Below are 23599 nucleotides of genomic sequence, written 5' to 3'. Positions count from 1 at the left end.
GGGCACGGGCGAGGCGGGGGCCCCGGAGGGAACTCCGGCAGGGGCTCGGTTTACTGGTTCGCTCGCTCATTGCGCTCTTGAGGGTAGGTCACCGAACCGGGTCGCGGCGCGGCGATCTCGTGATTTGGCCCGGGTCCTAGTGGGGGGCGGCAGGGGTGATCCGGCGGTGAAAGCATACTCAAACAGGGACATTTCACGGTATGCAACGAAGGGCTGCTTTACGTGGTGTTCACATGGTCTGTTGAACTGTATCGATCTTGTTGGGCGGTCGTGTCGATCTTGTCAGGTTCGCGACGCCGATCTTGGCAGGACCGTACGGCGGCCAGGCAGGCGAGCGGGATCGCGGGCAGCACGTACCGGTAGTCGAACTCGGCGGTGGCCGCGGGGACGGCCAGCAGCGCCCAGGCGGTGGCCCACGGCAGCCCCCAGCGGTGGCCCCGCCCGCGCAGCGCGGCCACCGGCGGGACGAGCAGGACGATCAGCAGGGCTGGTCCGGGCAGGGCGGCCACGCTCTGGTAGGCGCGCAGCCAGCCGGCGAACGGTTCGACCACCTCGGTGGCGATCGGGCCCCGTTCGTACTCCTCGGCGAACTGGGCGCCGACGGTGGCGACGTACCGGACGGGCGGGGGCGGGGTGCGCTCCGGGAACTCGTAGAGGGCGTAGACCTCCGGGTCCGGATAAACCGGGCGACCGGGGGCGAACGTGCGGGCCAGTTCGGTCACGAAGGAGGTCGCGTAGTCCACCGGCTGGCTGGTGACGGCCAGCACCGCGAACCGCTGGGCGAGGGTGTCGGTCTCCCGGGTGAAGGTGATGCCCGGGAGTCTGACCAGCGGGGACTCCGGGTCCCAGATGTAGGACTGGGACGGGGGGCGGTCCCGTGGCGGGCGGGGGTCGCAGAGCACCGCCAGGTCCGCCGGGGGTCGCATCACCGCGCAGTCGGCGAAGGTCATCGTGCGCGCGTACAGGAAGACGCCGTTCGCGCCGATCAGGCCGACGCGGTGGTAGGTGGCGTGGAACCACCCGGCGTACCCGGCGATCGGGATCAGCGCGGCGGCGAGCATGACCAGGGCGGGCCGCGGGCGCGCGTAGCGGAACAGGAAGACCGCGAAGAGCGGGATCAGGGGCAGGCCGATCGTGCGGGTGAGGGTGGCCGCGCCGAGGAGCAGGCCGATGCCGACCGCCCGCCGCCAGGTGGTCCGCCCCAGGGCCAGGCAGGTGGCGGCGGTGACCAGGAAGAGGAACAGGGTGTCGGAGACGAGCAGGGTCTCCAGCTCGACCTGGTAGGCGTCCAGCAGCACCGGGGCCGCCGCCACGGCCCCCGCCCAGGCTTTCCAGCGCCGGACGGCCGCGTACACCAGGCCGGCGGTCAGCAGTCCGAGCACGTGCTGCACGAACACCACGGCCGCGAAGCTGTGGAAGGGTTCGAGCAGGCGCAGGAACATCGAGTACCCGGCCGGGCGCACGAGGTCGGGCCGGGGCCGCATCGCGGTCACCACATAGGTGTAGGAGTCCGGGAACCACAACGCCGGGCGGTAGCCGAGCATGGCGACCACGCGCAGGGCCGCGCCCGCTGCGAACAGGCCGAGGAACCAGCGGTGCCGGGCGGCGAACGCCACTGCCCTGACCCGAATGTCCACGCCCGCTCCCGCCCGCACCCGGCCCACTCCCGACTGGGTCCCGCGCGTATCCGACCCGGTCCTGCCCCGTATCCGACCCGGCCCAAGCTACCGGTAGACCGGCGGCGTCCGTTCGTGCCGAGGATGTCGGCCGGGGAAACTAAGCTCTCGCCTATTCGCCGTACATGGATTGATCGTTCGCGTTGGCCGTCGGCGGGCCGGGTGCTCGCCGTCGGCTCCGCCGTGCCCGCGCTGGCGCTGACCGGCTGGCTGCTGGCGGGCCTGCCGCTGGCCCTGGCGGGCTGGTTCCATCCGCTGCCCATGCTGCTCGCGGGGGTGCCGCTGGCCGCCCTGCTCTGCTGGTACGGCCTGCGCCGCCTGCCGGAGACCGTCCCCGCGACCGCCTGGCAGGTGGCGGCGATCGGGGCCGTCGCCGTGGCCTCGGCGGTGTTCAACGGAATCTTCCGGAGCGAGCAGCTGATCGTCCGCCGCGACCCCGCCAGCTACGCCCAGTACGCGATCTGGCTGGCCGGGCACGGCCGGGTGCCGATCCCGGAGGACGCCGCCGCGTTCGGCGGCCCGGACCCGGCGCTGCGCTTCGACAGCATGGGCTTCTTCCCCGACGGGGGCACGGTGGTGCCGCAGTTCATGCCGGGCACCCCGATCATCCACGCCGTAGGGGACTGGCTGGGCGGGGTGACCGGCCTGCTGCTGATGCCGCCCGTGCTCGGCGCGCTGGCGGTGCTGACCTTCGCGGGCACGGTGGCCCGCCTGGCGGGCTCCCGCTGGGCCCCCTTGGCGGCGCTCACCTTCGCGGTCGCGCTGCCCATCCTCTACACCTCGCGCACCACGTTCAGCGAGATCCCGTCGCTCATCCTGCTCTTCGGCGGCCTCACCCTGATGCTGGACGCCCGGTTCCGGCTGCGCTCGGGCCTCACCGGGGTCGGCTACCTGCCCGCCGCCCGGGAGGAGCAGCCGGTCGGCGCGCAGCGCAGCGCCCTGCTGGCGGGGCTGGCCTTCGGTACCGCGCTGCTGGTCCGCATCGACGGGCTGCGCGACGTGCTGCCGGTGCTCGGGTACGCGGGGCTGCTGATCGCCCTGGACCGGCTCTCCCGGTCCCGCCCGCAGGGGCGGCTGTTCCCGGATGGACGGCTGGGGGTGCCCCTGCTGGTCGGTCTGGGCGTCGGGGCGGCCTGCGGGTTCGTGGCGGGGTACGTGCTGGCCCGGCCGTACCTGGAGTATCTGTCGGGGTCGCTGCTGCCGCTGCTGGCGATCTGCGCGGTGGTGCTCGCGCTGACCCTGGCGGGGGCGGCGGTGGCGCCGAGGATCCCCTGGCGGGCGGCGGGCGGGCGGCTGCCCGACCTGGCGGCGGCGCTGGTGGCGCCGGCGGTGTTCTTCTTCGCGGCCCGCCCTTGGCTGGAGACCGTGCGCCGGATTCCGGCCACCCCCGAGGACGAGCTGACCGCGCGGTTCATCGAGGCGACGCAGCTGGCCAACGGCCTGCCCGTCGACCGCACCCGCCTCTACGCCGAGGACACGCTCTACTGGGTGGTCTGGTACCTCGGCGTGCCGGTGCTGGTCCTGGCGACGCTGGCCGCGGCCGTGCTGGTGCGGCGCATGGTCCGCGGGCGGGGCTTCGTCTGGGTGCTGCCGCTGGCGGTCATCGCCTGGACCACGGTGACCACCCTCTACCGCCCGGCCATCACCCCCGACCATCCGTTCGCCGCCCGCCGCCTGGTCCCGGTGGTCATCCCCGGCCTGATCCTGCTCGCCGTGTGGGGCCTGCGCTGGGCCCGTGACCGCGCCCGCCGGGCGGGATACCGCTCGCGCCCGCTGCTGGCCGCCGGGATGGCCCTGGTGGTGGTGCCGGCCGCCGTCACCTCGATCGGCACCGCGTTCACCCCCGTCGAACGCGGCGAGGCCGACGCCGTGGCGGGGCTCTGCCAGTCGCTGCCCCGCAACGCCGCCGTCCTGATCGCGGAAAGGGTGACCGGCGACCGCTTCACCCAGCTGCTGCGCGGCCAGTGCGGCGTCCCGACCGCCCGCCTGCGCCTGGCGCCGGGCGAGGACGTGCCCGCCGAGGCCGATGTGACCCGCCTGGTCGCCGCCACCCGCTCGGCCGGGCGGGTCCCGGTGTTGCTGGCCGCCGAACCGGAGCAGCTCACCCGGTACGCGGGCGCCTATCAGGTGCTCGACCTGCGCGTTCGCCAGGACGAACGCTCCCTGGTGAGCGCCCCCGACGGCACCTGGACCCTGACCGTGAACGTCTGGATGTCCTTGCCCACACTGTGATGTGGGACCGGGCAAGGCCAGGGCAGAGTACCCTCGTCCGACGTGAGCATGCCCCCGGAGAGTGGAACCGCAGTGGAAGCCAGCCCCTACGTGACGATCGTCCTGCCCTGTTACAACGAGCAGGATCACGTCATCGACGAGGTCGAACGCATCTGCGCGGCCATGGACGCCAGCGGCTACACCTATGAACTGCTGGCCGTGGACGACTGCTCCAAGGACGACACGCTGGCCAGGCTCCGCGAGGCCGCCCCCCGCTACCCGCACATGCGGATCAAGGCCTTCCACCGCAACGGCGGCTCCGGCACGGTCCGCCGGATCGGCAGCCAGGAGGCGCGCGGCGAGATCGTGGTCTGGACCGACGCGGACATGACCTACCCGAACGAGCGCATCCCCGAGCTGGTCCAGATCCTGGAGAAGGACCAGACGGTGGATCAGGTGGTGGGGGCGCGGACCTCCGAGGAGGGCTCGCACAAGCTGCTCCGGGTGCCGGCCAAGTGGGTGATCAGGAAGGTCGCCGAGCGGCTGGCCGGGCAGAGGATCCCCGACCTGAACTCGGGCCTGCGCGCGTTCCGCAAGTCGGTGGCCAGGCCGTACCTGCGGCTGCTGCCGCCCGGGTTCTCCTGCGTGACCACGATCACGCTGGCCTTCCTGTCCAACCAGCACGACATCTACTACCTGCCGATCGAGTACGCCAAGCGGGCCGGCAAGTCCAAGTTCGGGTTCTTCTCCGACGCCTACCGGTACATCCTCCAGGTGCTCCGGATGATCATGTACTTCAACCCGCTGAAGGTGCTCATGCCGCCCGCCATCTGGCTGGTGGGCATCGGCGGTGGGAAGGGCGTCTACGACGTGGTGCGGTACGGGTTCTACCTGACCAGCAACACCATCGTGATCTTCCTGTCCGGCATGCTGATCGGCTCGGTGGCGCTGCTGGCCGACCTGATCGTGAGGTCGCGCGGCGAATGAGGATCTCCATCGTCGGGCCCACGTATCCATACAAGGGGGGCGGGGCGCAGCACACCACCGAGCTGGCGCACCGGCTGCGCGCCGCCGGGCACGACGTGGTGATCGAGTCGTGGCGGGCCCAGTACCCGTCCTTTCTCTATCCCGGGCAGCAGACCATCGACGCGCCGGAGGGCGAGCCGTACCCGGCGGTGGAGCGGGTCCTGGACTGGCGGCGACCAGACGGCTGGTTCCGGCGGGGCCGGCGGCTGCGCGCCGCCGACCTGGTGATCCCGGTGCTGCTCAGCCCGGTGCAGGTTCCGCCCTACCTGGCCATCCTGTACGGCCTGCGGCGGCAGGCCCGGGTGGTCGCGCTCTGCCACAACGTGCTGCCTCACGAGGCCAAGCCCTACGACCTGCCCCTGGTGCGGGCGTTGCTGCGCCGGGTGGACGGGGTGCTGACGCATTCGGAGGAGCAGGCGGGCAAGGCCAGGCAGCTCACCGACCGGCCGGTCCAGGTGGCGACGATGGCCCCGCACCTGCCCGCCCGCCCCACGGCCAGGGCTGCCGCCGCGGAGCCCTTCCGCCGGTTGTTGTTCTTCGGGATCGTCCGCCCGTACAAGGGCCTGGACCTGCTGCTGCGCGCACTGGCCCGGACGCCCGGGATCGCGCTGACGGTGGCGGGGGAGTTCTGGGGTGGGCTGGACGCCACCAACGCGCTGATCGCCGAGCTGGGGCTGACCGACCGGGTGGAGCTGCGGCCCGGGTACGTGGCCGCGGCCGAGGTGCCCGAGCTGTTCGGGCGGGTGGACGCGCTGGTGTTGCCGTACCGGTCGGCGACGGCCTCGCAGAACGTGTGGCTGGGCCACGAGCACGGGGTGCCGGTGATCGCCACCCGGGTGGGGGCGCTGCCGGACAACGTCACCGACGGCGTGGACGGCCTGCTGGTGGAGCCGGGCTCGGTGGACGCGCTGGCGGAGGCGCTGGGCCAGTTCTACGAGGACGGCGTCCCGCAGCGGCTGCGCGCCGGGGTCAAGGCGGTGGACCCGGAACCGTACTGGGCGAATTATCTGTCCACCCTGCTGACCGTCTAGCCACCGGTACTGTTGGGCAGCGGTGAGAGGAGTGGTGGTGGGCACCGAACGCGCCGCGCAGCTGGAGTACTCCGAGTTCCAGTCGGCGATGCTGGACGAGGCGAAACGCCGCCGTAAGGCTGCGAAGATCATCGCCGTGCTGGCGCACTTCCTCGGCCGGGACGGGGACCGGCCGCTCGACGGGCTGACGGTCGCGGACGTGGGCTGTTCCGCGGGGTTCATCGCCGACGAGCTGGCGGGCGCGGGCGCGGCGCGCACCTTCGGCGTGGACATCGACGTGCCGGGGCTGCGGAAGGCGGCCACCCGGTTCGGCGAGCGGGTGGCGTTCGTCTGTGCGGACGGGACCACGCTGCCGTTCCCGGACAACTCCGTCGACGTGCTGGTCTTCAACCACATCTACGAGCACGTGGTGGACCCCGACTCCGTGATCCGGGACATGCGCCGGGTCCTGACCGAGGACGGGGTGCTCTACCTCGGTCTCGGCAACCGGCTCGGCATCATGGAACCGCACTACAAGCTGCCGTTCCTCTCCTACCTGCCGCCCGGGCCCGCCGACCGGTACGTGCGCGCCTTCGGCCGCGCCGACCACTACTACGAGCGGTTCCGCACCCGGGGCGGGCTGCGGCGCATGCTCCGCGACTTCCACGTCTGGGACTACACCTTCCCGGTGCTGGCCTCGCCGGAGCGGTTCGCGGGCGGGGAGCTGTTCCCCGGCGCGGTCGGCCGGGCGGCCAAGGCCACCCTGGAGCGCACCCCGCGCCCGGTGCTGACCGGGCTGCTGCCGATCGTGCCCACCTACCTGTGGGTGGCCACCAAGACGCCGCGCCGCCCGCTCGGCCCGGCCCTTCCGCAGCCGCCGGAAGCCGTGCGGACCCGGTGATCAAGAAGCTGCTCCGGGTCGGCTTCCTGCTGGCCGCGCTGGGCTTCGGGGCCTGGGCGGTGGCCACGCAGGCCGACGAGGTGGGCGCGGGACTGGCCCGGCTCTCCGCGGAGCTGCTGGCCGCCTCCTTCGCCGCGGTGCTGGTCGCGCTGGTGGCCGGCATGCTGATGTGGCGGGCACTGCTGGCCGACCTCGGCTCCCCGCTGCCGGTCGTGGACGCCGCCAAGATCCTTTTCATCGGGCAGCTCGGCAAGTACATCCCGGGTTCGGTCTGGCCGATGCTGGCCCAGATGGAGATGGGCCGCGACCACGGCGTGCCCCGGACCCGGAGCGCCGCCGCGTTCTTCCTGACCTATCCGATCTATCTGGCCAGTGGTCTGTGCCTCGCCGCGCTCACCCTGCCCGCCTTCGCGGGGGCGTCGGTCGCCGAGTACGCCTGGCTGCTGCTGCTCCTCCCGGTGCTGGCCGCCGGGCTCCACCCGAGGGTGGTCAACGGCGTGCTCGGGCTCGGCCTGCGGCTGCTCCGCCGCCCCCCGCTGGAACGGCCGCTCACCCGGCGCGGCGTCCTGGCCGCCACCGGCTGGGCGTTCGCCGGCTGGGTCGCGTACGGCGTGCACCTGGCCCTGCTCGTCCAGGGCCTCGGGGCGAGCGGCCCCCGGGCGGTGGCGCTGAGTTTCGGGGCCTTCGCGCTGGCCTGGTGCCTGGGCTTCCTGTTCGTGATCGCCCCGGCGGGGGCCGGGGTCCGGGAGGTGGCCATGGTCGCCGCGCTGGCCCCCGTGCTGGACCGGGGCTCGGCCATCGCCGCCGCGCTGGTGTCCCGGATCGTGGTCTCGGCCGGGGACCTGGTCTGCGCCGCGCTGGCCGGTTGGGCCGCCCGAAACAGCCGACAAGTCGTCGCAAACACTGATAAATCCGTGGAATAGCTGCGGAATCCGTATTAGTTGGGGGCGGGGCCCTGTGATTTCGCTCACCATCGCCGGGGTCGCGACCTAGAGTTGGGGGAACAGGCGGGTCACGCCCGGTTCGAGGGGCCGGGCCGTGCCGCCGGAGGGGAGCCTCTTCGTGAAACCCCGGGTACTGATCGACGCGGCGGCCGTCCCCGCCGACCGTGGCGCTTTGATCCGCTACGTGGACGGCCTGATCGCCGCCTTACACGAGGCCGGCGCCGACCTGGCGGTGGTCTGCCAGCGGGCCGACGCGGAACGATACGGGCACATGGCGCCCTCCGCCCGCATCCTGCCCGGACCGCCCGCCATCACCAACCGGGGGGCCCGGCTGGTCTGGGAGCAGACCGGGGTGCCGGTGCTGGCCCAGCAGGTGGGCGCGCAGGTGATCCACGCGCCGTCCTACTCGATCCCGATCCGGTCGGGCCTGCCGACCGTGGTCACCGTGCACGACGTGGCCTGGTTCACCGAACCGGAACGCCCCGGCACCGGCCGGGGGTCCTACGTGCGCTCGGCCACCCGGACCGCCGTGCGGGCGGCCAACCGGGTGATCGTGCCGTCCAAGGCGACCAGGGACGAGCTGATCCGGGTGCTCGGGGCCGACCCGACCCGGATCGACGTGGCCTACCACGGGGTGGACCCGGTGCTCTTCCACCGGCCCGCCGAGGCGGAGATCAAGCGGGTCTCGGACCGGCTGGGGCTGCGCGGGTACCCGTACGTGGCCTCGCTGGGGACGCTGGCGCCGCGTAAGAACGTGCCCAATCTGGTGCGGGGGTTCGCGAAAGCCGTACAGGACCTGAAGGACCGGCCCGCGCTGGTGCTGGCCGGAGGTCTGGTGGAGTCGGCAGGGGGCGACCTGGAGGTGGACGCGGCGGTGCGCGAGCTGCCCTCCGGGGTGCGGGTGGTGCGGACCGGCTACCTGCCCTTCGCCGACCTGGCCGGATTCTACGGCGGCGCGCTGGTGGCCGCCTTCCCGTCCCTGGTGGAGGGGTTCGGCATGCCGGTGCTGGAGGCCATGGCCTGCGGCGCGCCGGTGCTGACCACGCGGCGTACCTCGCTGCCCGAGGTGGGCGGGGACGCGGTGGCCTACACCGAGTGCGACGCGGCCAGCATCGGGACGGCGCTGCGCGCCCTGCTGGCCGACCCCGCGCGCCGGGCCGCCCTGGGGGACGCGGGACTCGCCAGATCACAGGAATTTAGCTGGGCGATGTCGGCAGACGCACATATGGTGTCGTACCAACGTGCATTGGAGCGTTGAGCTAACCTCACCCGTGTGAGGGACAGATCTTTGCCCACGGGGGGCACCCACGGGGGCATGCAGGAGGCGATCCTGCTGGTCGGCGGGCAGGGCACCCGGCTGCGCCCGCTGACGCTCGGCACGCCCAAGCCGCTGCTGCCCACGGCCGGGGTCCCGTTCCTCGCCCACCAGCTGGCCAGGGCGCGCTCGTTCGGGGTGCGCAGGATCGTGTTCGCCACCTCCTACCGCGCCGCCATGTTCGCCGACGCGTTCGGCGACGGCGCCGCCTTCGATCTGGAGATCGTGTACGTCACCGAGGAGAGCCCGCTGGGCACCGGCGGGGCCATCAGGAACGCGGCCGAGGCGTTGCGCTGCCCGCCGGAGGACCCCGTGCTGGTGCTCAACGGGGACATCCTTTCCGGGCACGACATCGGCGCCCAGGTCGCCCTGCACCTGGCCGAGGACGCGGCGGTGACCCTGCACCTGACCGAGGTGGACGATCCCTCCCGGTTCGGCTGCGTGCCCACCGACGAGCGGGGCCGGGTGACCGCCTTCCTGGAGAAGACCCCCAATCCGGTCACCAACCGCATCAACGCCGGGTGTTACGTGTTCCGCCGGTCGGTCATCGACGGCATCCCCGCCGGCCAGGTGGTCTCGGTGGAGCGGGAGACCTTCCCCGGGCTGATCGAGGCGGGCGCCCCGGTGCTGGGGTACGCCGACTCCACGTACTGGCTGGACGTGGGCACCCCCGCCGCGTTCGTGCAGGGCTCCTGCGACCTGGTGCGCGGCGTGCTGACCTCGCCCGCGCTGCCCGGGCGGACAGGGGAGGCCCTGGTGCTGGACGGCGCGGTCATCTCGCCGGAGGCCAAGGTGACCGGAGGTACCGTGGTCGGGGCGCGGTCGGTGGTCGGGGCCGGGGCCAGTGTGCGGGGCAGCGTGGTGGCCGAGGACGCCGTCATCGAGCCGGGGGCGGTCGTGGTGGACTCGGTGATCGGCAACCGGGCGGTGGTCGCCTCCGGCGTGGTGCTGCGGGAGGTGGTGATCGGGGATGGCGCCTCCATCGGGGCGGGGAACGAGCTCACCTCGGGCGCCCGCGTCTGGCCGGGCATCGATCTGCCCGCACGCGCGGTGCGGTTCTCCAGCGACACCTGACATGATCGAGCGGGTCTGGTCTCCCCGCGGGCCGCTCGACGTGGCTCTCACGCTCGCGCCGTACGCGCACGGGTCCGGCGATCCCGTCTGGCGGCGGACCGCCGACGGGGCGGTCTGGCGGGCCTGCCGCACGCCGCAGGGCACCGGCACGCTCCGGCTGGCCGCCAGGGGCGGGCAGGTGCACGGCACCGCCTGGGGCGAGGGGGCGGAGTGGCTCCTGGAGACGTTCCCCGCGCTGCTCGGGGCCGATGACGACGTCGCGGAGTTCGCGGAAGTGCTGGCGAAGGTCACCGCGGACCCCGCGCTCCGCACCCGCGCCGCGCTGGTCGGCGAGGTGGCCGCCCGGCACCCCGGCCTGCGCATCGGCCGCTCGGGCCGGATGTTCGAATCCCTGGTCCCGGCCGTGCTTGAGCAGAAGGTGGTCGGCAGGGAGGCCTTCCGCGCCTGGCGCTGGCTGGTCCGCAAGTACGGCGAAGCCGCCCCCGGACCCGCCCCGGAAGGGCTGACCGTGCCGCCGGACCCCGAACGTTGGCGGCTGGTGCCCTCCTGGGACTGGCACCGGGCCGGGGCGGAGGCGGTGAGGGCCAGGACGATACTCAACGCGGCCCGGCACGCCGACAAGCTGGAGCAGGCCGCCCGCGACGCGGCCGACCGGCTGCTGCGGACGCTGCCCGGCATCGGGGTGTGGACCTCGGCCGAGATCAGGCAGCGGGTCCACGGCGACCCGGACGCGCCCAGCTTCGGCGACTACCACATCCCTGGCCTGGTCGGATACGCCTTCACCGGCGCGAAGACCGACGACGCGGGCATGTTCGAGCTGCTCCAGCCGTTCGCCGGGCAGCGCCACCGGGTGGTCCGGCTGATCGAGCTGAGTGGCCTGCGGCCTCCCGCGCGCGGGCCCCGCATGGCCGCCAGGGACTACCGGTCGTTCTGATCCGAAGCGGGCACCGTAGTGTGCCGCTATGAGCGAGAACGCGATGCGGCGGGCGCTGGCCCGGGCCAGGGACGGCAAAGCCCTCGACGTGACAGAGGCGGCCGTGCTGCTCAGGGCCAGGGGAGCCGACCTGGACGCGCTGCTGGAAAGCGCCGGGCGGGTCCGGGACGCGGCCGGCCGGAACGGGATCGTCACCTACAGCAAAAAGGTCTTCATCCCGCTCACCCGGCTCTGCCGTGACCGCTGCGGCTACTGCACCTTCGCCACCGCCCCGCACAAGCTGGAGGCCCTCTTCCTCAGCCCCGACCAGGTCCTGGCCATCGCCAGGCAGGGGGCCGCGCTCGGCTGCAAGGAGGCCCTGTTCACCCTCGGCGACCGCCCCGAGGACCGGTGGCCGCAGGCCCGCGCCTGGCTGGACGAGCACGGCTACGACGACACCCTCTCCTACGTGCGCGCGATGGCCATCCGGGTGCTGGAGGAGACCGGCCTGCTGCCGCACCTCAACCCGGGCGTGCTCACCTGGCGTGACCTGCAGCGGCTCAAGCCGGTCGCGCCGTCCATGGGCATGATGCTGGAGACCACCTCGGAGGCGCTCTACACCACCAAGGGCGCCGCCCACTACGGCTCCCCCGACAAGGACCCGGCCGTGCGGCTGCGCGTGCTGGAGGACGCCGGCCGCAGCAACGTGCCGTTCACCACCGGCATCCTCATCGGCATCGGCGAGAGCATCGAGGACCGGGCCGAGTCCGTCTTCGCCATCCGCCGGGTGGCCCGCGAGTACGGCGGCGTGCAGGAGGTGATCGTCCAGAACTTCCGCGCCAAGCCCGACACGGCCATGCGCGGCCTGCCCGACGCCGACCTGCAGGAGCTGGCCGCCACCATCGCCGTCACCCGCCTGGTGCTCGGCCCGAAGGCGCACGTGCAGGCCCCGCCGAACCTGATCGGCGAGGAGTACGCGCTCATGCTCCGGGCCGGCATCGACGACTGGGGCGGGGTCTCCCCGCTCACCCCCGACCACGTCAACCCCGAACGCCCCTGGCCGCAGATCGAGGAGCTGGCCGCGCGCACCGCCGCCGCCGGTTTCACCCTCAAGGAACGGCTCACCATCTACCCCGAGTACCTGCTGGCCGGGGAACCCTGGCTGGACCCCCGGCTCCGCGCCCACGTGGCCGCCCTCGCCGACCCGGCCACCGGCCTGGCCGACGCGGAGGCGATCCCCGCCGGTCTGCCCTGGCAGGAGCCCGACGGCGGGTTCACCGCGATCGGCCGCACCGACCTGCACACGGCGGTGGACACCGAGGGCCGCACCGGCGACCGGCGGGCCGACTTCGACCACGTGTACGGCGACTGGGACGCACTCAAGGACCGCCTGCCCAGCGCGGACAGCGCGGTCGGCGGCGACGTCCGGGAGGCGCTCCGGCAGGCCGAACGCGACCCGGCCGCGCTCACCGAGTCCCAGGCGCTGGCCCTGCTCGGCCTCGCCGGGGACCCCAATGGGGTGGGCGCCGACGACGACGGCCTGGCCGAGCTGGCCAGGATCGCCGACGGGCTGCGCAGGGAGGTGTCCGGGGAGGACGTCACCTACGTGGTCAACCGGAACATCAACTTCACCAACGTCTGCTACACCGGCTGCCGGTTCTGCGCCTTCGCCCAGCGGCGCACCGACGCCGACGCCTACACGCTCAGCCTGGACCAGGTGGCCGACCGGGCCGCCGAGGCGTGGGAGTCGGGGGCGACCGAGGTGTGCATGCAGGGCGGCATCCACCCGGACCTGCCGGGCACGGCGTACTTCGACATCGCCAGGGCGGTCAAGGCGCGCACCCCGGAGATGCACGTGCACGCCTTCTCGCCGATGGAGGTGATCAACGGCGCCAGCCGTACCAACCTGTCGGTGGCGGACTGGCTGGCGGCGGCCCGGGAGGCGGGCGTGGACTCGCTGCCGGGGACGGCGGCGGAGATCCTCGACGACGACGTGCGCTGGGTGCTCACCAAGGGCAAGCTGCCCGCCGCCGAGTGGATCGACGTGATCACCACCGCGCACCGGATCGGCATCCCGACCACCGCCACCATGATGTACGGCCACGTGGACCAGCACGTGCACTGGGTCAGGCACATCCGGCTGATCCGCGAGCTCCAGGAGCGCACCGGCGGGTTCACCGAGTTCGTGCTGCTGCCCTTCGTGCACCACAGCGCGCCCATCTACCTGGCCGGGATCGCCCGCCCCGGCCCGACCGCCCGGGAGAACGTGGCCGTGCACGCGCTGGCCAGGATCCTGCTGCACGGCGCGATCGGCAACATCCAGTGCTCCTGGGTGAAGCTCCGCGACGAGCTCTGCCGTACGGTGCTCCAGGCCGGGGTGAACGACCTCGGGGGCACCCTGATGGAGGAGACGATCAGCCGGATGGCGGGGTCGGAGAACGGCTCCTACAAGACCATCAGCGAGATCGCCGCCATGGTCGCCCCGACCGGCCGCCCGCTCCGCCAGCGCACCACCGAGTACGGCCGGCCCTCGCCGGAGCGGAAGGCGGCGGCCGAGGCCAGCGACGGTGTCTGCCAGAGCGTGCGGCGGGCGGTGCCGCTCATCGGATGATCAGGTAGTCGAGGGCGTCCCGGGGCGGCCGGTCCCGGGGCGGGGCGGCCGCGTGGCCGATCGCGACCGCGCCCATCGGGTCCCAGGCCGGCGGCAGGTCGAGCACTTCGCGGACCACGTCCCGGCAGAACATGGTGGAGGACACCCAGGCCGAGCCCAGCCCCTCCACCGCCAGCTGCACCAGGAAGTTCTGCACCCCGGCCCCGGCGGCCACCACGAACATCTCCCGCTCGGCCGCGTTCCTGCGCGCGTCCCTGTAGGTGTGCGAGCCGTCCATGACCAGGCAGGGCACGGCCAGATAGGGGGCGTTGCGCAGCACGTCACCCCGGCGCAGCCGCCGGGCGATGGCGTCCTCGGTGAAACCGTCGGAACGCAGGTCCTCGGTCCAGGCCGCGCGCATCGCGTCCAGCAGGGTGGTGCGCGCCTGCGGGCTCTCCACCAGCACGAAACGCCACGGGGTGGTGTGGTGCGGCGCCGGGGCGGCAACCGCGGCGGCCACCGCGCGCCGGACCGCCGCCGGGTCCACGGGGGCGTCGGAGAACTCCCGTACGGTACGGCGGGCGAAGACCACGTCGGCGGAGCCGTACCGGAACAGGTCCTCGTCGGCGGGCCGGACCAGGGCGGCGGCGCCCGGGCCCTCTGCCTCGGTGACCAGGTCGGCCAGGCCTCGCACGAGCGCCACCGGCACCCCGTCGAGCTTGCCCTTGGCCAGTTCGGCGGCGGCGGCGATCTCGTCGATCAGCGCGGTCACCGTGACGCTGAGCGGGTTGCCGTAGGAGTCCTCACGGCCACGGAAGTCGGCCACCGGGCGCACTCCGGCGGCCCCGATCGCGACGTCGGTGAGCCCGTGCCGCCACGGGCGGCCGAAGGTGTCGGAGACGATCACCCCGACCCGCACGCCCTGCCGCTCCCTGATGCCCTGCCGGATGCGCCGGGCCGAGGCGTCGGGGTCCTCGGGCAGCAGCAGCACCGTGCCGAAGGGGGTGTTGGAGGCGTCCACCCCCGCCGCCGCCATCACGAACCCGTGCCGGGTCTGCGCGATCACCATCTCGCCGCGCCGCGCCACCACCCGTTCGGTCTCCGCCGCCACCGCCTCGACCCGGTTGTCGCCCGGCCGCATGCGGCCCTCCGCCTTGCTGACGATCTTCGAGGTGACCACCAGGATGTCGCCGTCGGCGAGCTTGGCGGCGGAGGTGATCAGCTCGGCGATGTCGTCGCCCGCGACCACCTCGGGCAGCCCCGCGAGGCCCTCGATCTGGATCATGACAGCTCCACGGCCAGTGCCAGGGCCGCGGCGGCCAGCTCGCGGGTGGCCTCCGGGGAGCTCATCAGCAGCGGCCTGGCCGCCACCCTGACCCCTGCCAGCGAGACCTCCGCGTCCTCCTCGGCCACCAGCCAGCCGTCCAACAGGGCGGAGCCGTACAGGTCGAGGACGCCCTGGGCGGAGGTCTCCACGCCGATGGCGGTCAGGCAGGCGTCGGCCATGCCGCGCACCGGGGCGCCGCCGATGATCGGGGAGACGCCCACCACGGTCTTGGCCTCCAGGGCCGGGCGGATGCCGGGGATCTGGAGGATGGTCCCGATGCTCACCACCGGGTTGGAGGGCGGCAGGATCACCACGTCGGCGGCCTCGATGGCCTCCAGCACGCCGGGCGCGGGCTTGGCCTCCTCCGCGCCCACCAGCAGGATGCGCTCGGCCGGGACCGAGGCGCGCAGCCGTACCCACCACTCCTGGAAGTGCACGGCCCTGCGGCCCTCGGCGTCGGTGATCACCACGTGCGTCTCGGCGCGGTCGTCGGACATCGGCAGCAGCCGCACGCCGGGCCGCCAGCGGTCGCAGAGCGCCTCGGTGACCTGGGAGAGCGGGTAGCCGGCGGCCAGCATCTGGGTGCGGATCACGTGGGTGGCGAAGTCGCGGTCGCCCAGGCCGAACCACTGCGGCTCCATGCCGTACGCGGCCAGTTCCGCCTTGACGGTGAACGTTTCAGCCGCCCGGCCCCAGCCCTGCTCCTCGTTGATGCCGCCGCCCAGCGTGTACATCACGGTGTCCAGATCGGGGCAGACCCGCAGCCCGAACAGAGTGATGTCGTCGCCGGTGTTGCCGATGACGGTGATCTCGGCGCCGGGGGCGGCGCTCAGCAGGCCGCGGAGGAAGCGGGCCCCGCCGATCCCGCCCGCGAGGGAGACGATGCGCATGGGGTCAGTCTTCCAGTAGGCGCATCGGCGGCCCCGCAGGGGGGATCGCACCGCAGGTCATGGACAAATGTGAACGTTAGGACACTCGGGGGATTCATGAGGTTGGTGGGTCACCCGACGACAAAGTCAGTCATGTGCGAAACTTTCTCGGTATGCCGTTTGTATGCGGTGTGGATATCAGGGGGTCACGTTGATCAAGGTGGAACCGGCGAGGCTGAGAGAGCCCGCCGCCTGGATCATGCTCGCGGTGGTCTCCACCAGCGTGCTCGTCGGCATCTTCAGGCTCCTGCTCGGGGGATCGGGAGCCGCGTTCGGCGTGCGTGCCGCGCTCAGCCTGGACCTGCTGGTTTCTCCGGTCAGCGCCGCGCTCGCCGTGGGCGCGGTGGTCGTCTGCACCCGCTTCGGGGAGCCCACCCCCAAGAGCCACCTGATCGGCCTCGGCGCGGCCGGAGCGCTCGCCATCGCCACCCTGTTCGGCGCGATCAGCCTGCTCGCCCTGCTGGCCGGGTCGCTGGACTTCGGCGACAAGGTGGAAGGCCTCGTCCTCACCCTGCCCATGCTCGCGCTCACCGCGCTCGCCCTGGTGTTCGTCCTGGGCGCGGTCGCGCCTACCGCGCCCAGGACTCGAACCGGCCGGATGCCCGACCAAGACCAGGAGCCGTTCTTCGGCGGCTACCAGAACGACGGGTACCAGGGCTACGGCAACCAGGTGCCCGCCCCGGAGCCCGTGATGGCTCCTGTCGTCCCCGAACCTGCTGTCCCTCCGGCCTCCGTTCCCTCACCCGCGTCCGCCGCGCCACAACCACAACACACCGCACAGTCGGCCCTGCCGTACGCGGCGGAACGGTCCGCCGATCGCACCCAGGACGCCTACGCGGCCCCGGTTTACGACCAGGGATACGCGGCCCAGCCGGGATTCGTTCAGCCGGTCGAGCAATCTTTTTCGGCGGCTTCGTACGCGGCGTCGCAGCAGAACGGGTACCAGCAGCAGCCGCCCCAGGGACCCGTCTTCGACCAGCACGGATACGCGGGGGACGCGCCGTCGTACCCGCCGCTGTCCTACGACAACCCGCCGGTGTACGACGACACCCCGGCCTACCCGCAGCACGGGGGGTCGCCGTTCGTGGGGTACTCGGGGCAGCAGTTCGCGCAGCAGGCCTACGAGCCGCCGTACGAGCCCGCGTACGAGCCCTCCTATGAGGGGGATCCGCGGGAGCAGCAGCTCGCCCAGGCGTACCAGCAGGCGCAGTCCTACCAGCAGCAGCCGCCCCAGTCGGTGCCGCAGTCGGTGCCCCAGCCGGCGCCGCAGCCCTTACCCCCCGCGCCGCTGCCGCCCGCGCCGCCCGCGCAGTCCGGCTACCACAACCCGCTGGGCCACCCGCAGACTCCCCCGACGCCCCAGTACGAGGGGCCGGACCAGACCGTTCGCTTCCAGAACGACCCGTACCGGGGCGAACCGCTCACCAGCCCTGACCTCGGGCGATACCTGGGCGATCCGATGAGCGGGCCAGAAAGCGTGCGATACCAGGGCGATGCCCTCAGCAGCCCCCGCTACCAGGGGGACCCGCTGAGCGACCCGCTCCGGGCGGACCAACTCATCGACCCGACCGCGATCTACAAGCCGGAGCGGCCGCAGGTAAATCCTGACGCTGGTTCAGGTCGAGAACAAGCAGCTCAGGGGGCCGAAGCAACCCCTCATTGGTACGGTTCCGATCGGCGCGACCACTGATCCATAGCGTTATATACCGGGGCAAGCATGTCTTTCCCCGGGTATCGCCATGCCGCTTGACGCCGCACGTAGGACACGCGTGTAATTACAGCTGTGTTGTTACGCCTTCCTCAAGGTGGGTATGAGGACGGCGTTCATAGGGGGGCACCACTTGCTGTTGGTGACGGGCGGGCGACAGGGAGGTGTGCAGTGACCGAGCCGGTCATGGCACAGGCGCTCGACGGTGAAGATCTGGGTTGGCAGGAGCGCGCGTTGTGCGCTCAGACCGATCCGGAGGCGTTCTTTCCAGAAAAGGGCGGCTCCACCCGAGAGGCTAAGAAGGTGTGCCGTGCGTGTGAAGTGCGCGCGGAGTGCCTCGAATATGCGCTGGAACACGACGAACGATTCGGCATCTGGGGGGGTCTGTCCGAGCGGGAGCGGAGACGGATCAAACGCCAGGCCGTTTGAAAACGCGGGGGCCACCTGTGGCCCCCGCTTTTGGTTTCGGACCGCTGGCTTTCGGTCTGACGGCTTTCGGTCTGACGGCGGCGGGTGGTGCCGTAAGGTGGGCGCGGCAAAGCCGTACAAACCCCTTCCGTAAGAACTTCCAAGGACTCCCGTGCACTCGGTCACCGCGATCGTTGTCGCCCATGACGGCGCCCGCTGGCTCAGGGAGACGCTCACCGCCGTCCTCGGCCAGACCCGGCGGCTTGACCGGGTGGTCGGCGTCGACAACGGCAGCCGCGACGACAGCGGGAAGCTGCTGACCCAGGCCTTCGGGCCCAACGCGGTGGTCAGCATGCCCCGCTCCACCGGGTTCGCGCAGGCCGTGCACGAGGTGACGACCCGCCTGCCGCATGAGCCCCAGGGCACAGAATGGCTCTGGCTGATCCACGACGACTGCGCCCCGGAGCCCCGGGCGCTGGAGACCCTGCTCTGGGCGGCCGAGCAGCACCAGGACGCGGTCATCCTGGGTCCGAAACTCCGGGACTGGCTGGACCGCAAACTCCTTCTTGAGCTCGGCGTCACGGTGGCCAGGTCCGGCCGCAGGGAGACCGGCCTGGAGCCCCGCGAGTACGACCAGGGCCAGCACGACCAGGACATCGGCGGGGTACGGGACGCGCTCTCGGTCTCCACGGCGGGCATGCTGATCCGCCGGGACGTCTGGGACGAGCTCTCCGGCCTGGACCCGCGCCTCCCGCTCTTCCGCGACGACCTCGACTTCTGCTGGCGGGCCCGGGCGGCCGGGCACCGGGTGCTCGCGGTGACCGCCGCGACCGCCTACCACGCCGAGGCCGCCACCCGCCGCCGGCGCCGGATCGCGGCCAGCGACGACCACCCGCGCCGGCTGGCCCGCCGGTACGCACTATTCGTGATCATGGCCAACCTGCCGTTCTGGGCGATGCTCTGGTCGATGGTCCGCAACACCTTCGGGTCGATGGTCAGGACCGGGCTCTTCCTGGTGGCCAAGCAGCCCGCGTACGCGCTGGACGAGATCGTCGCGCTCGGCTCGGTGCTCTTCCATCCCGGCAAACTGCGCCGGGCCAGGAAAGCCCGCAAGAAGAACCGCAAGAACGGCTACCAGCTGGTCAAACCCCTGTTCACACCGCCCAGCGCGGCCGTTCGCCGGATCTTCGACATGGTCCGGGGACAGCTGGCCGGGAGCGGGCCGCTGGACTCGGCCGGGCGGCACCACGCGGTCGGCCGCGCGCCCGAGGAGGAAGAGGGCGACGAACTCCTCAACGACGAGGGCAGCTTCCTCCGCCGCACCTTCGCCAACGCGGGGGCCCGGCTCTTCCTGGCGCTGGTCGTGGTCACCGTGGCGGCGCACTGGCGGCTGGTCACCGGGGGACTGCTGGGGGGAGGGGCGTTGGTTCCGGTGGTCGGCGGGGCCGCAGATCTGTGGGGGCTGTACACCGGCGACTGGGCGCCCCCGTACGTGGCCGTGCTCGCGGCGCTGTCCACGCTCTTCCTGGGCAAGGTCTGGCTGGCGGTGGCCGTGCTGCTGCTCGGCTGCGTGCCGCTGGCGGGACTGTCGGCGTATTTGGCCACCCGGCGGCTCATTCCGTACACGCCGGCTCGGGTGTGGTTGGCGGTCACCTACGCGCTGCTGCCGGTCGCCACCGGGGTGGTGGCCACCGGGCGGATCGGCTCCGCTGTGGTCATCGTGCTGCTGCCGGTTTACGCCTCGCTGGCCACCGTGGTGCTCTCTGGTGACCCCCGCCCGGCCCGCAGAGCGGCCTGGGGGCTCGGATTGCTGCTTGCGATAGGCACTGCCTTCGTTCCCCTCCTATACGCCTTCGTGGCGATTCTGGGGGCGCTGGCGGCCCTTTCCTTCGGCGGCGTACGGCGGGGGGTGGGCATCTCGCTTGCCATCACCCTGATCGTGCCGATCGTGCTGCTGCTGCCGTGGCTCGGTGAACTGGTCGCCCAGCCAGCCCGGATCCTGCGCGAGGCGGGGCTGCCGCTTCCCGGCGACCCCCGGCTGCCCCCCGAGGCCCTGCTCACGTTGAACCCGGGCGGCCCGGGCACCCCGCCGCTCTGGGCCACGGCCGGACTGCTCGCGGTGGCCCTGGGGGCGCTGCTGCTCCGGCGGCACCAGCTGATCGTGGCCATCGGCTGGGGTGTGGCGATCTTCGGCGTGCTGGTGGCCACCGTGGTCGCCCGGCTCTCCGGCTGGCCCGGGGTGCCGCTGGCGTTCGCCGCCACCGGGCTGCTGGTGGCCACCGCGCTGGCCGGGCACCGGGTGGCCGAGTTCCGGGCGGCGGGCGGCTTCCGCAAGGCCGGGGCCTGGCTGGTGGCGCTGGTCGCGTTCGCCACCCCGGTGGCCGCCGCCGGGCTGTGGATCTGGACGGGGGCACACCACGGTCCCCTGCGGTGGAACCTCCGTGATCCGATTCCCTCGCTGGCCGCGCTCAAGTCCGAGCCGGGGGAGGGCACGGTGCTGCTGCGGAGCGCGGGCGAGACGCTCACGTACACGGTGCTGCGCGGGCGCGCGCCGCTGATCGGCGAGGCCGAGGCGCGGACAGCCGACGGCGCGGTGACCGCCGCCGTGGCCGGACTGGCCTCCGGCCGTGGCGGCACGGACGCCCAGGCGCTGGCATCGCGCGGGATCGCCTTCGTCGCGGTGCCCGCGCCCGTCGACCCGGAACTGCGCCGCGCGCTGGACTCGGAACCGGCGCTCACCCGGCTCAGCCTCTCCCGGGTGGCCGGGCTGTGGCGCATGGTCATCCCGGTCACCGTGCCGCCGCCTTCCCCGCCCGATCCGTCGCACCGGTACTGGCTCTGGGGACAGGGCGTGCTGGTGGCGCTCGTGCTCATCCTGGCCGCGCCCGGGGCCAGGGCCGCCGAGCCGGAGCCGGTGGCCGAGGAGCAGGTGTCCGGAGAGCGGGTGCTGGTATGAGACGTCTCATCGAGAACCGGTTCGGGATGCTCGCCCTGGTGCTCATCGCCCTGGCCGCCGTGTACGGCGGGGCCTTCGTCAGCCGCCCCGCACCGGTGCGGGTGGAGCAGCCCAAGCCCGTGCGGGCCGCCGTCGCCTCGGTGTCCACCGTCTGCCCTGACCCCGGCGGGGCCACCGTCAGCGCGGTCACCCCGCCCGGTGTCGAAGGGCCGGGCGAGGCCACCGTGCTGGACGGGGAGAAAACCGTCGTACTCGACCAGCCAGGCACGCTCTGGCAGAAGTCCATCGCCAAGGGGGCCGACCCCGTTCGGATCGGGGCCACCGGCGCGATGGCCTCCGGGCTTGAGGCGGGCCGTACCAGCAAGGAGACCAGCGGCGCGGCGCGCGGGCTCGCCGGGGTGCGGTGCGTGGAGCCGGGGGCCGACGCCTGGTTCGTCGGGCCGGGTCCGGCCGTCGCCGACCTCACCCTGCACCTGTCCAACGTGGAGGCCGCGCCCGCCGACGTCTTCTTCACCGTGTACGCGGGCGAGGGGCTGGTGGTCACCGACCAGGCCACCGGCATGGTGCTCAAACCCGGCGAGCACCGCGCGGTCAAGCTCCGCAAGGTCATCACCTCGCCGCTGGTGATGGGCCTGCACGTGGAGACCAGCCGGGGCCGGGTGACCGCCGCCGTGGAGGCCGTGCTCGGCCAGGGCAAGGGAGCGGACTGGCTGCCTGCCGCCGCCGCCCCCGACACCCAGGTGGTGGTGCCCGGGGTGCCGGGCAGCGCGGGGCGCCGGGTGCTCTACATCACCGCCCCCGGCGAGCAGGACACCGTGGTCCAGGTCAGGGCGGTGCTCAAGGACGGCTCGTACGCGCTGAAAGGCCGCGAGGACGTGAAGGTGCCGGCCGGATCCACCACCACCATGGACCTGACCACCGGCGTCGGCGGGCAGCCGGCCGCGCTGCTGCTCACCTCCGAGGCGCCGATCGTGGCCGGGCTGGAGATCACCGGCACCGGCACCCTGCAGGACGTCGCCTACACGGCCGGGGCGCCCGCCCTCGACCTCGGCAGCGTGGTCGCCGACGCCAGGAAGGGCACCCGGCTGGTGCTCTCCGCACCGTTCGGGGCCGCCACCGTGCGCCTCCAGCTGCTGCCCAAGGAGGGCGACCCGCCACCCCCGACCCAGGTGGTCGTGCCGGCGGCCAGGACCAAGGAGATCCGGCTCAACCCGCCGCCCGGCGGTGAGAAGGGCTTCAGCGTCGTGCTCCAGCCCCAGCCGGGGTCCGGCCCGGTGTACGGCGGGCGGGTGATCGAGGAGAACACCTCGCTCGGGCAACTGCTCACCGCCCAGCCGCTGGCCGTGGCCCGCACCTGGGCCCTGGTCCCGCCGACCACCGACAACCCGGCAGCCGTGCTGCCCTAGTCGCTCCGTACCTCTCCGGTGCCCTCGGTCTCGGCGTGCGTGGCCGGATCGTCGCCTCCACCATCCCGCTGGCCCTGGCCCTGAGCCACACCGCGCTGTCGGAGCTGCCTGGCGGTGTGCGCGCGCTATTCCTCGTCGTATCCGGGGTCCACGGCTTCCGGGGTGAGGCCGAGCAGGCTCGCCACCTGTTCCACCACCACGCTGTGCACCAGGCTGGCCAGGTGCTCACGGTCCCTGGCGCGGGCCTCCATCGGCCGGCGGTAGACCACCACCATGGCCGGCTCCCCGCCGGCCGCCGGTTCCGCGCGGCCGAACGGGATCGGGTCGGAGACCAGCCGGCCAGGGCCGTCCAGCAGCTCGCTCGCCTGCGGCACCTCCTCCACCCCGAACTCCACCGCGGCCAGCTCCTTGGACCAGCGCACCCGGAGCCGGTCCACCGCGTCCAGCACCAGATCGTCGAAGCGTTCCCCCCGCGACTTGGCGATCGGCACGTGGGACGGCGCCAGCGGGCCGCGCATGCCCCGTCCGTGGCGGTCGCGCCGCCGTGGACCTCGGGGACCTCGTGAGCTCATCCGCCCAGCTTAGGGGAGGGGTGGCGTGTCCGGATTGTGGCGACACGCTCGTTAAGAGGGGCGGGGTGGTGGCAATGTGCACGCGGACCGGATACGGTCCCTCCGTGAGCCCCGTCCGCAGCTGTTCCCGTACCGCCTGCAGGCAGCCTGCCGTCTTCACACTCACGTACGTGTACGCCGACTCGACCGCCGTTCTGGGCCCGCTGGCGACGTACGTCGAGCCGCACTGCTATGACCTGTGCGCGGAACACGCCGAGCGGCTCACCGCGCCCCGCGGCTGGGAGGTCGTGCGCCTGCCGTACGAGCCGGGAGCGCCCAGCGGAGACGATCTGGAAGCCCTGGCCAACGCCGTCCGCGAGGCGGCCCGCCCCGCACCCACCGCCGGAGAGCCGACCGGACAAGGCGTAGAAGTCGGGCGCCGCGGCCACCTCCGAGTACTCAAATCCGCCCAACCCAACCGCGAGCTGTGACATTGGGCCCGCCTCCGGCGGGCCGGCCCGGCTGTGACATTGGCCGCGCCTCCGGCACGGCGGCCCGGCCGCTCTCAGCCGGCGTCTTCCCTCTCTCCGGTCGCTGCGCTCCCTACGTTCAGTCCAGACACCGGCGCGGCCGGGCAAACCCCACATACGACTA

Annotated in this window: 18 protein-coding genes; 14 read left to right on the top strand and 4 right to left on the bottom strand. The window is 72.8% G+C overall.

Annotated elements, in window-relative coordinates:
* Window positions 1–218: 218 nt before the first annotated feature.
* Entirely contained in the window at window positions 219–1637 is a 1419-nt protein-coding gene (locus tag KIP79_RS38280) for a glycosyltransferase family protein (protein ID WP_308170101.1), read from the bottom strand.
* Between the two features lie 201 nt (window positions 1638–1838).
* Here KIP79_RS38280 and KIP79_RS38275 point away from each other — a divergent pair, with 201 nt between their 5' ends.
* The 9 genes from KIP79_RS38275 to KIP79_RS38235 all read left to right on the top strand — a co-directional run bounded on the left by KIP79_RS38275 (window position 1839) and on the right by KIP79_RS38235 (window position 13681).
* Window positions 1839–3908 carry a hypothetical protein gene (locus KIP79_RS38275; RefSeq protein ID WP_308170100.1) on the top strand — a complete coding sequence of 690 codons (2070 nt, stop codon included), beginning with the start codon at window positions 1839–1841 and terminating at the stop codon, window positions 3906–3908.
* 48 nt (window positions 3909–3956) lie between these two features.
* Window positions 3957–4874, top strand: a complete 918-nt coding sequence (locus KIP79_RS38270) for a glycosyltransferase family 2 protein (RefSeq protein ID WP_214109923.1) — start codon at window positions 3957–3959, stop codon at window positions 4872–4874.
* Window positions 4871–5944 (top strand): glycosyltransferase family 4 protein, encoded by a 1074-nt coding sequence (locus tag KIP79_RS38265; protein WP_214109896.1) that lies wholly within the window; start codon window positions 4871–4873, stop codon window positions 5942–5944. The genes KIP79_RS38270 and KIP79_RS38265 overlap by 4 nt, the downstream gene beginning before the upstream one ends.
* A gap of 37 nt (window positions 5945–5981) precedes the next feature.
* Window positions 5982–6824 (top strand): class I SAM-dependent methyltransferase, encoded by an 843-nt coding sequence (locus tag KIP79_RS38260; protein ID WP_308170099.1) that lies wholly within the window; start codon window positions 5982–5984, stop codon window positions 6822–6824.
* The gene (locus KIP79_RS38255) at window positions 6821–7747 is read left to right on the top strand and encodes a lysylphosphatidylglycerol synthase domain-containing protein (RefSeq protein ID WP_308170098.1); all 927 of its coding nucleotides are present in this window, start codon (window positions 6821–6823) and stop codon (window positions 7745–7747) included. Before KIP79_RS38260 ends, KIP79_RS38255 begins: the two co-directional genes overlap by 4 nt.
* 139 nt (window positions 7748–7886) lie before the next feature.
* A complete protein-coding gene (locus KIP79_RS38250) occupies window positions 7887–9026 on the top strand; it encodes a glycosyltransferase family 4 protein (RefSeq protein WP_214109895.1) in 1140 nt (379 codons plus the stop codon).
* A gap of 15 nt (window positions 9027–9041) precedes the next feature.
* The gene (gene manB, locus KIP79_RS38245) at window positions 9042–10157 is read left to right on the top strand and encodes a mannose-1-phosphate guanylyltransferase (RefSeq protein WP_443611872.1); all 1116 of its coding nucleotides are present in this window, start codon (window positions 9042–9044) and stop codon (window positions 10155–10157) included.
* A 1-nt stretch (window position 10158) separates the two neighbouring features.
* Window positions 10159–11091: a DNA-3-methyladenine glycosylase family protein gene (locus tag KIP79_RS38240; protein ID WP_214109894.1), complete on the top strand. Its 933-nt coding sequence runs from the start codon at window positions 10159–10161 to the stop codon at window positions 11089–11091.
* A 28-nt stretch (window positions 11092–11119) separates the two neighbouring features.
* Window positions 11120–13681 carry a bifunctional FO biosynthesis protein CofGH gene (locus KIP79_RS38235; protein ID WP_256447629.1) on the top strand — a complete coding sequence of 854 codons (2562 nt, stop codon included), beginning with the start codon at window positions 11120–11122 and terminating at the stop codon, window positions 13679–13681.
* On the opposite strand, the gene KIP79_RS38230 is transcribed toward KIP79_RS38235, so the two are convergent.
* Window positions 13671–14945 carry a coenzyme F420-0:L-glutamate ligase gene (locus KIP79_RS38230; protein ID WP_214109893.1) on the bottom strand — a complete coding sequence of 425 codons (1275 nt, stop codon included), beginning with the start codon at window positions 14943–14945 and terminating at the stop codon, window positions 13671–13673. The two genes, KIP79_RS38235 and KIP79_RS38230, sit on opposite strands and share 11 nt — an antisense overlap.
* Window positions 14942–15877: a 2-phospho-L-lactate transferase gene (gene cofD / locus KIP79_RS38225; RefSeq protein ID WP_214109892.1), complete on the bottom strand. Its 936-nt coding sequence runs from the start codon at window positions 15875–15877 to the stop codon at window positions 14942–14944. The genes KIP79_RS38230 and cofD overlap by 4 nt, the downstream gene beginning before the upstream one ends.
* A gap of 199 nt (window positions 15878–16076) precedes the next feature.
* On the opposite strand from cofD, the gene KIP79_RS38220 reads away from it, so the two are divergent.
* From KIP79_RS38220 to KIP79_RS38205, 4 genes are all read left to right on the top strand, one after another.
* Window positions 16077–17606, top strand: coding sequence for a hypothetical protein (locus KIP79_RS38220; protein ID WP_214109891.1), 1530 nt, complete (start codon window positions 16077–16079; stop codon window positions 17604–17606).
* Between the two features lie 204 nt (window positions 17607–17810).
* Window positions 17811–18053, top strand: a complete 243-nt coding sequence (locus KIP79_RS38215) for a WhiB family transcriptional regulator (protein ID WP_155339096.1) — start codon at window positions 17811–17813, stop codon at window positions 18051–18053.
* 151 nt (window positions 18054–18204) lie between these two features.
* Window positions 18205–20988 carry a glycosyltransferase gene (locus KIP79_RS38210; RefSeq protein ID WP_214109890.1) on the top strand — a complete coding sequence of 928 codons (2784 nt, stop codon included), beginning with the start codon at window positions 18205–18207 and terminating at the stop codon, window positions 20986–20988.
* Window positions 20985–22394, top strand: coding sequence for a DUF5719 family protein (locus KIP79_RS38205; protein WP_214109889.1), 1410 nt, complete (start codon window positions 20985–20987; stop codon window positions 22392–22394). Before KIP79_RS38210 ends, KIP79_RS38205 begins: the two co-directional genes overlap by 4 nt.
* Window positions 22395–22519: 125 nt before the next feature.
* Here KIP79_RS38205 and KIP79_RS38200 read toward each other — a convergent pair whose 3' ends face one another.
* Window positions 22520–22912, bottom strand: a complete 393-nt coding sequence (locus KIP79_RS38200) for a metallopeptidase family protein (protein ID WP_250214521.1) — start codon at window positions 22910–22912, stop codon at window positions 22520–22522.
* A gap of 158 nt (window positions 22913–23070) precedes the next feature.
* Between KIP79_RS38200 and KIP79_RS38195 the strand changes: the two genes are divergently transcribed.
* Entirely contained in the window at window positions 23071–23436 is a 366-nt protein-coding gene (locus KIP79_RS38195; protein ID WP_214109887.1) for a DUF3499 domain-containing protein, read from the top strand.
* The last annotated feature ends 163 nt before the right edge of the window (window positions 23437–23599 follow it).

Source organism: Acrocarpospora catenulata (assembly GCF_018476525.1).
Taxonomy (GTDB): domain Bacteria; phylum Actinomycetota; class Actinomycetes; order Streptosporangiales; family Streptosporangiaceae; genus Acrocarpospora; species Acrocarpospora catenulata.
The sequence above is the reverse complement of the archived record's forward strand: the minus strand, read 5'-3'. Positions and strand labels throughout refer to the sequence as shown.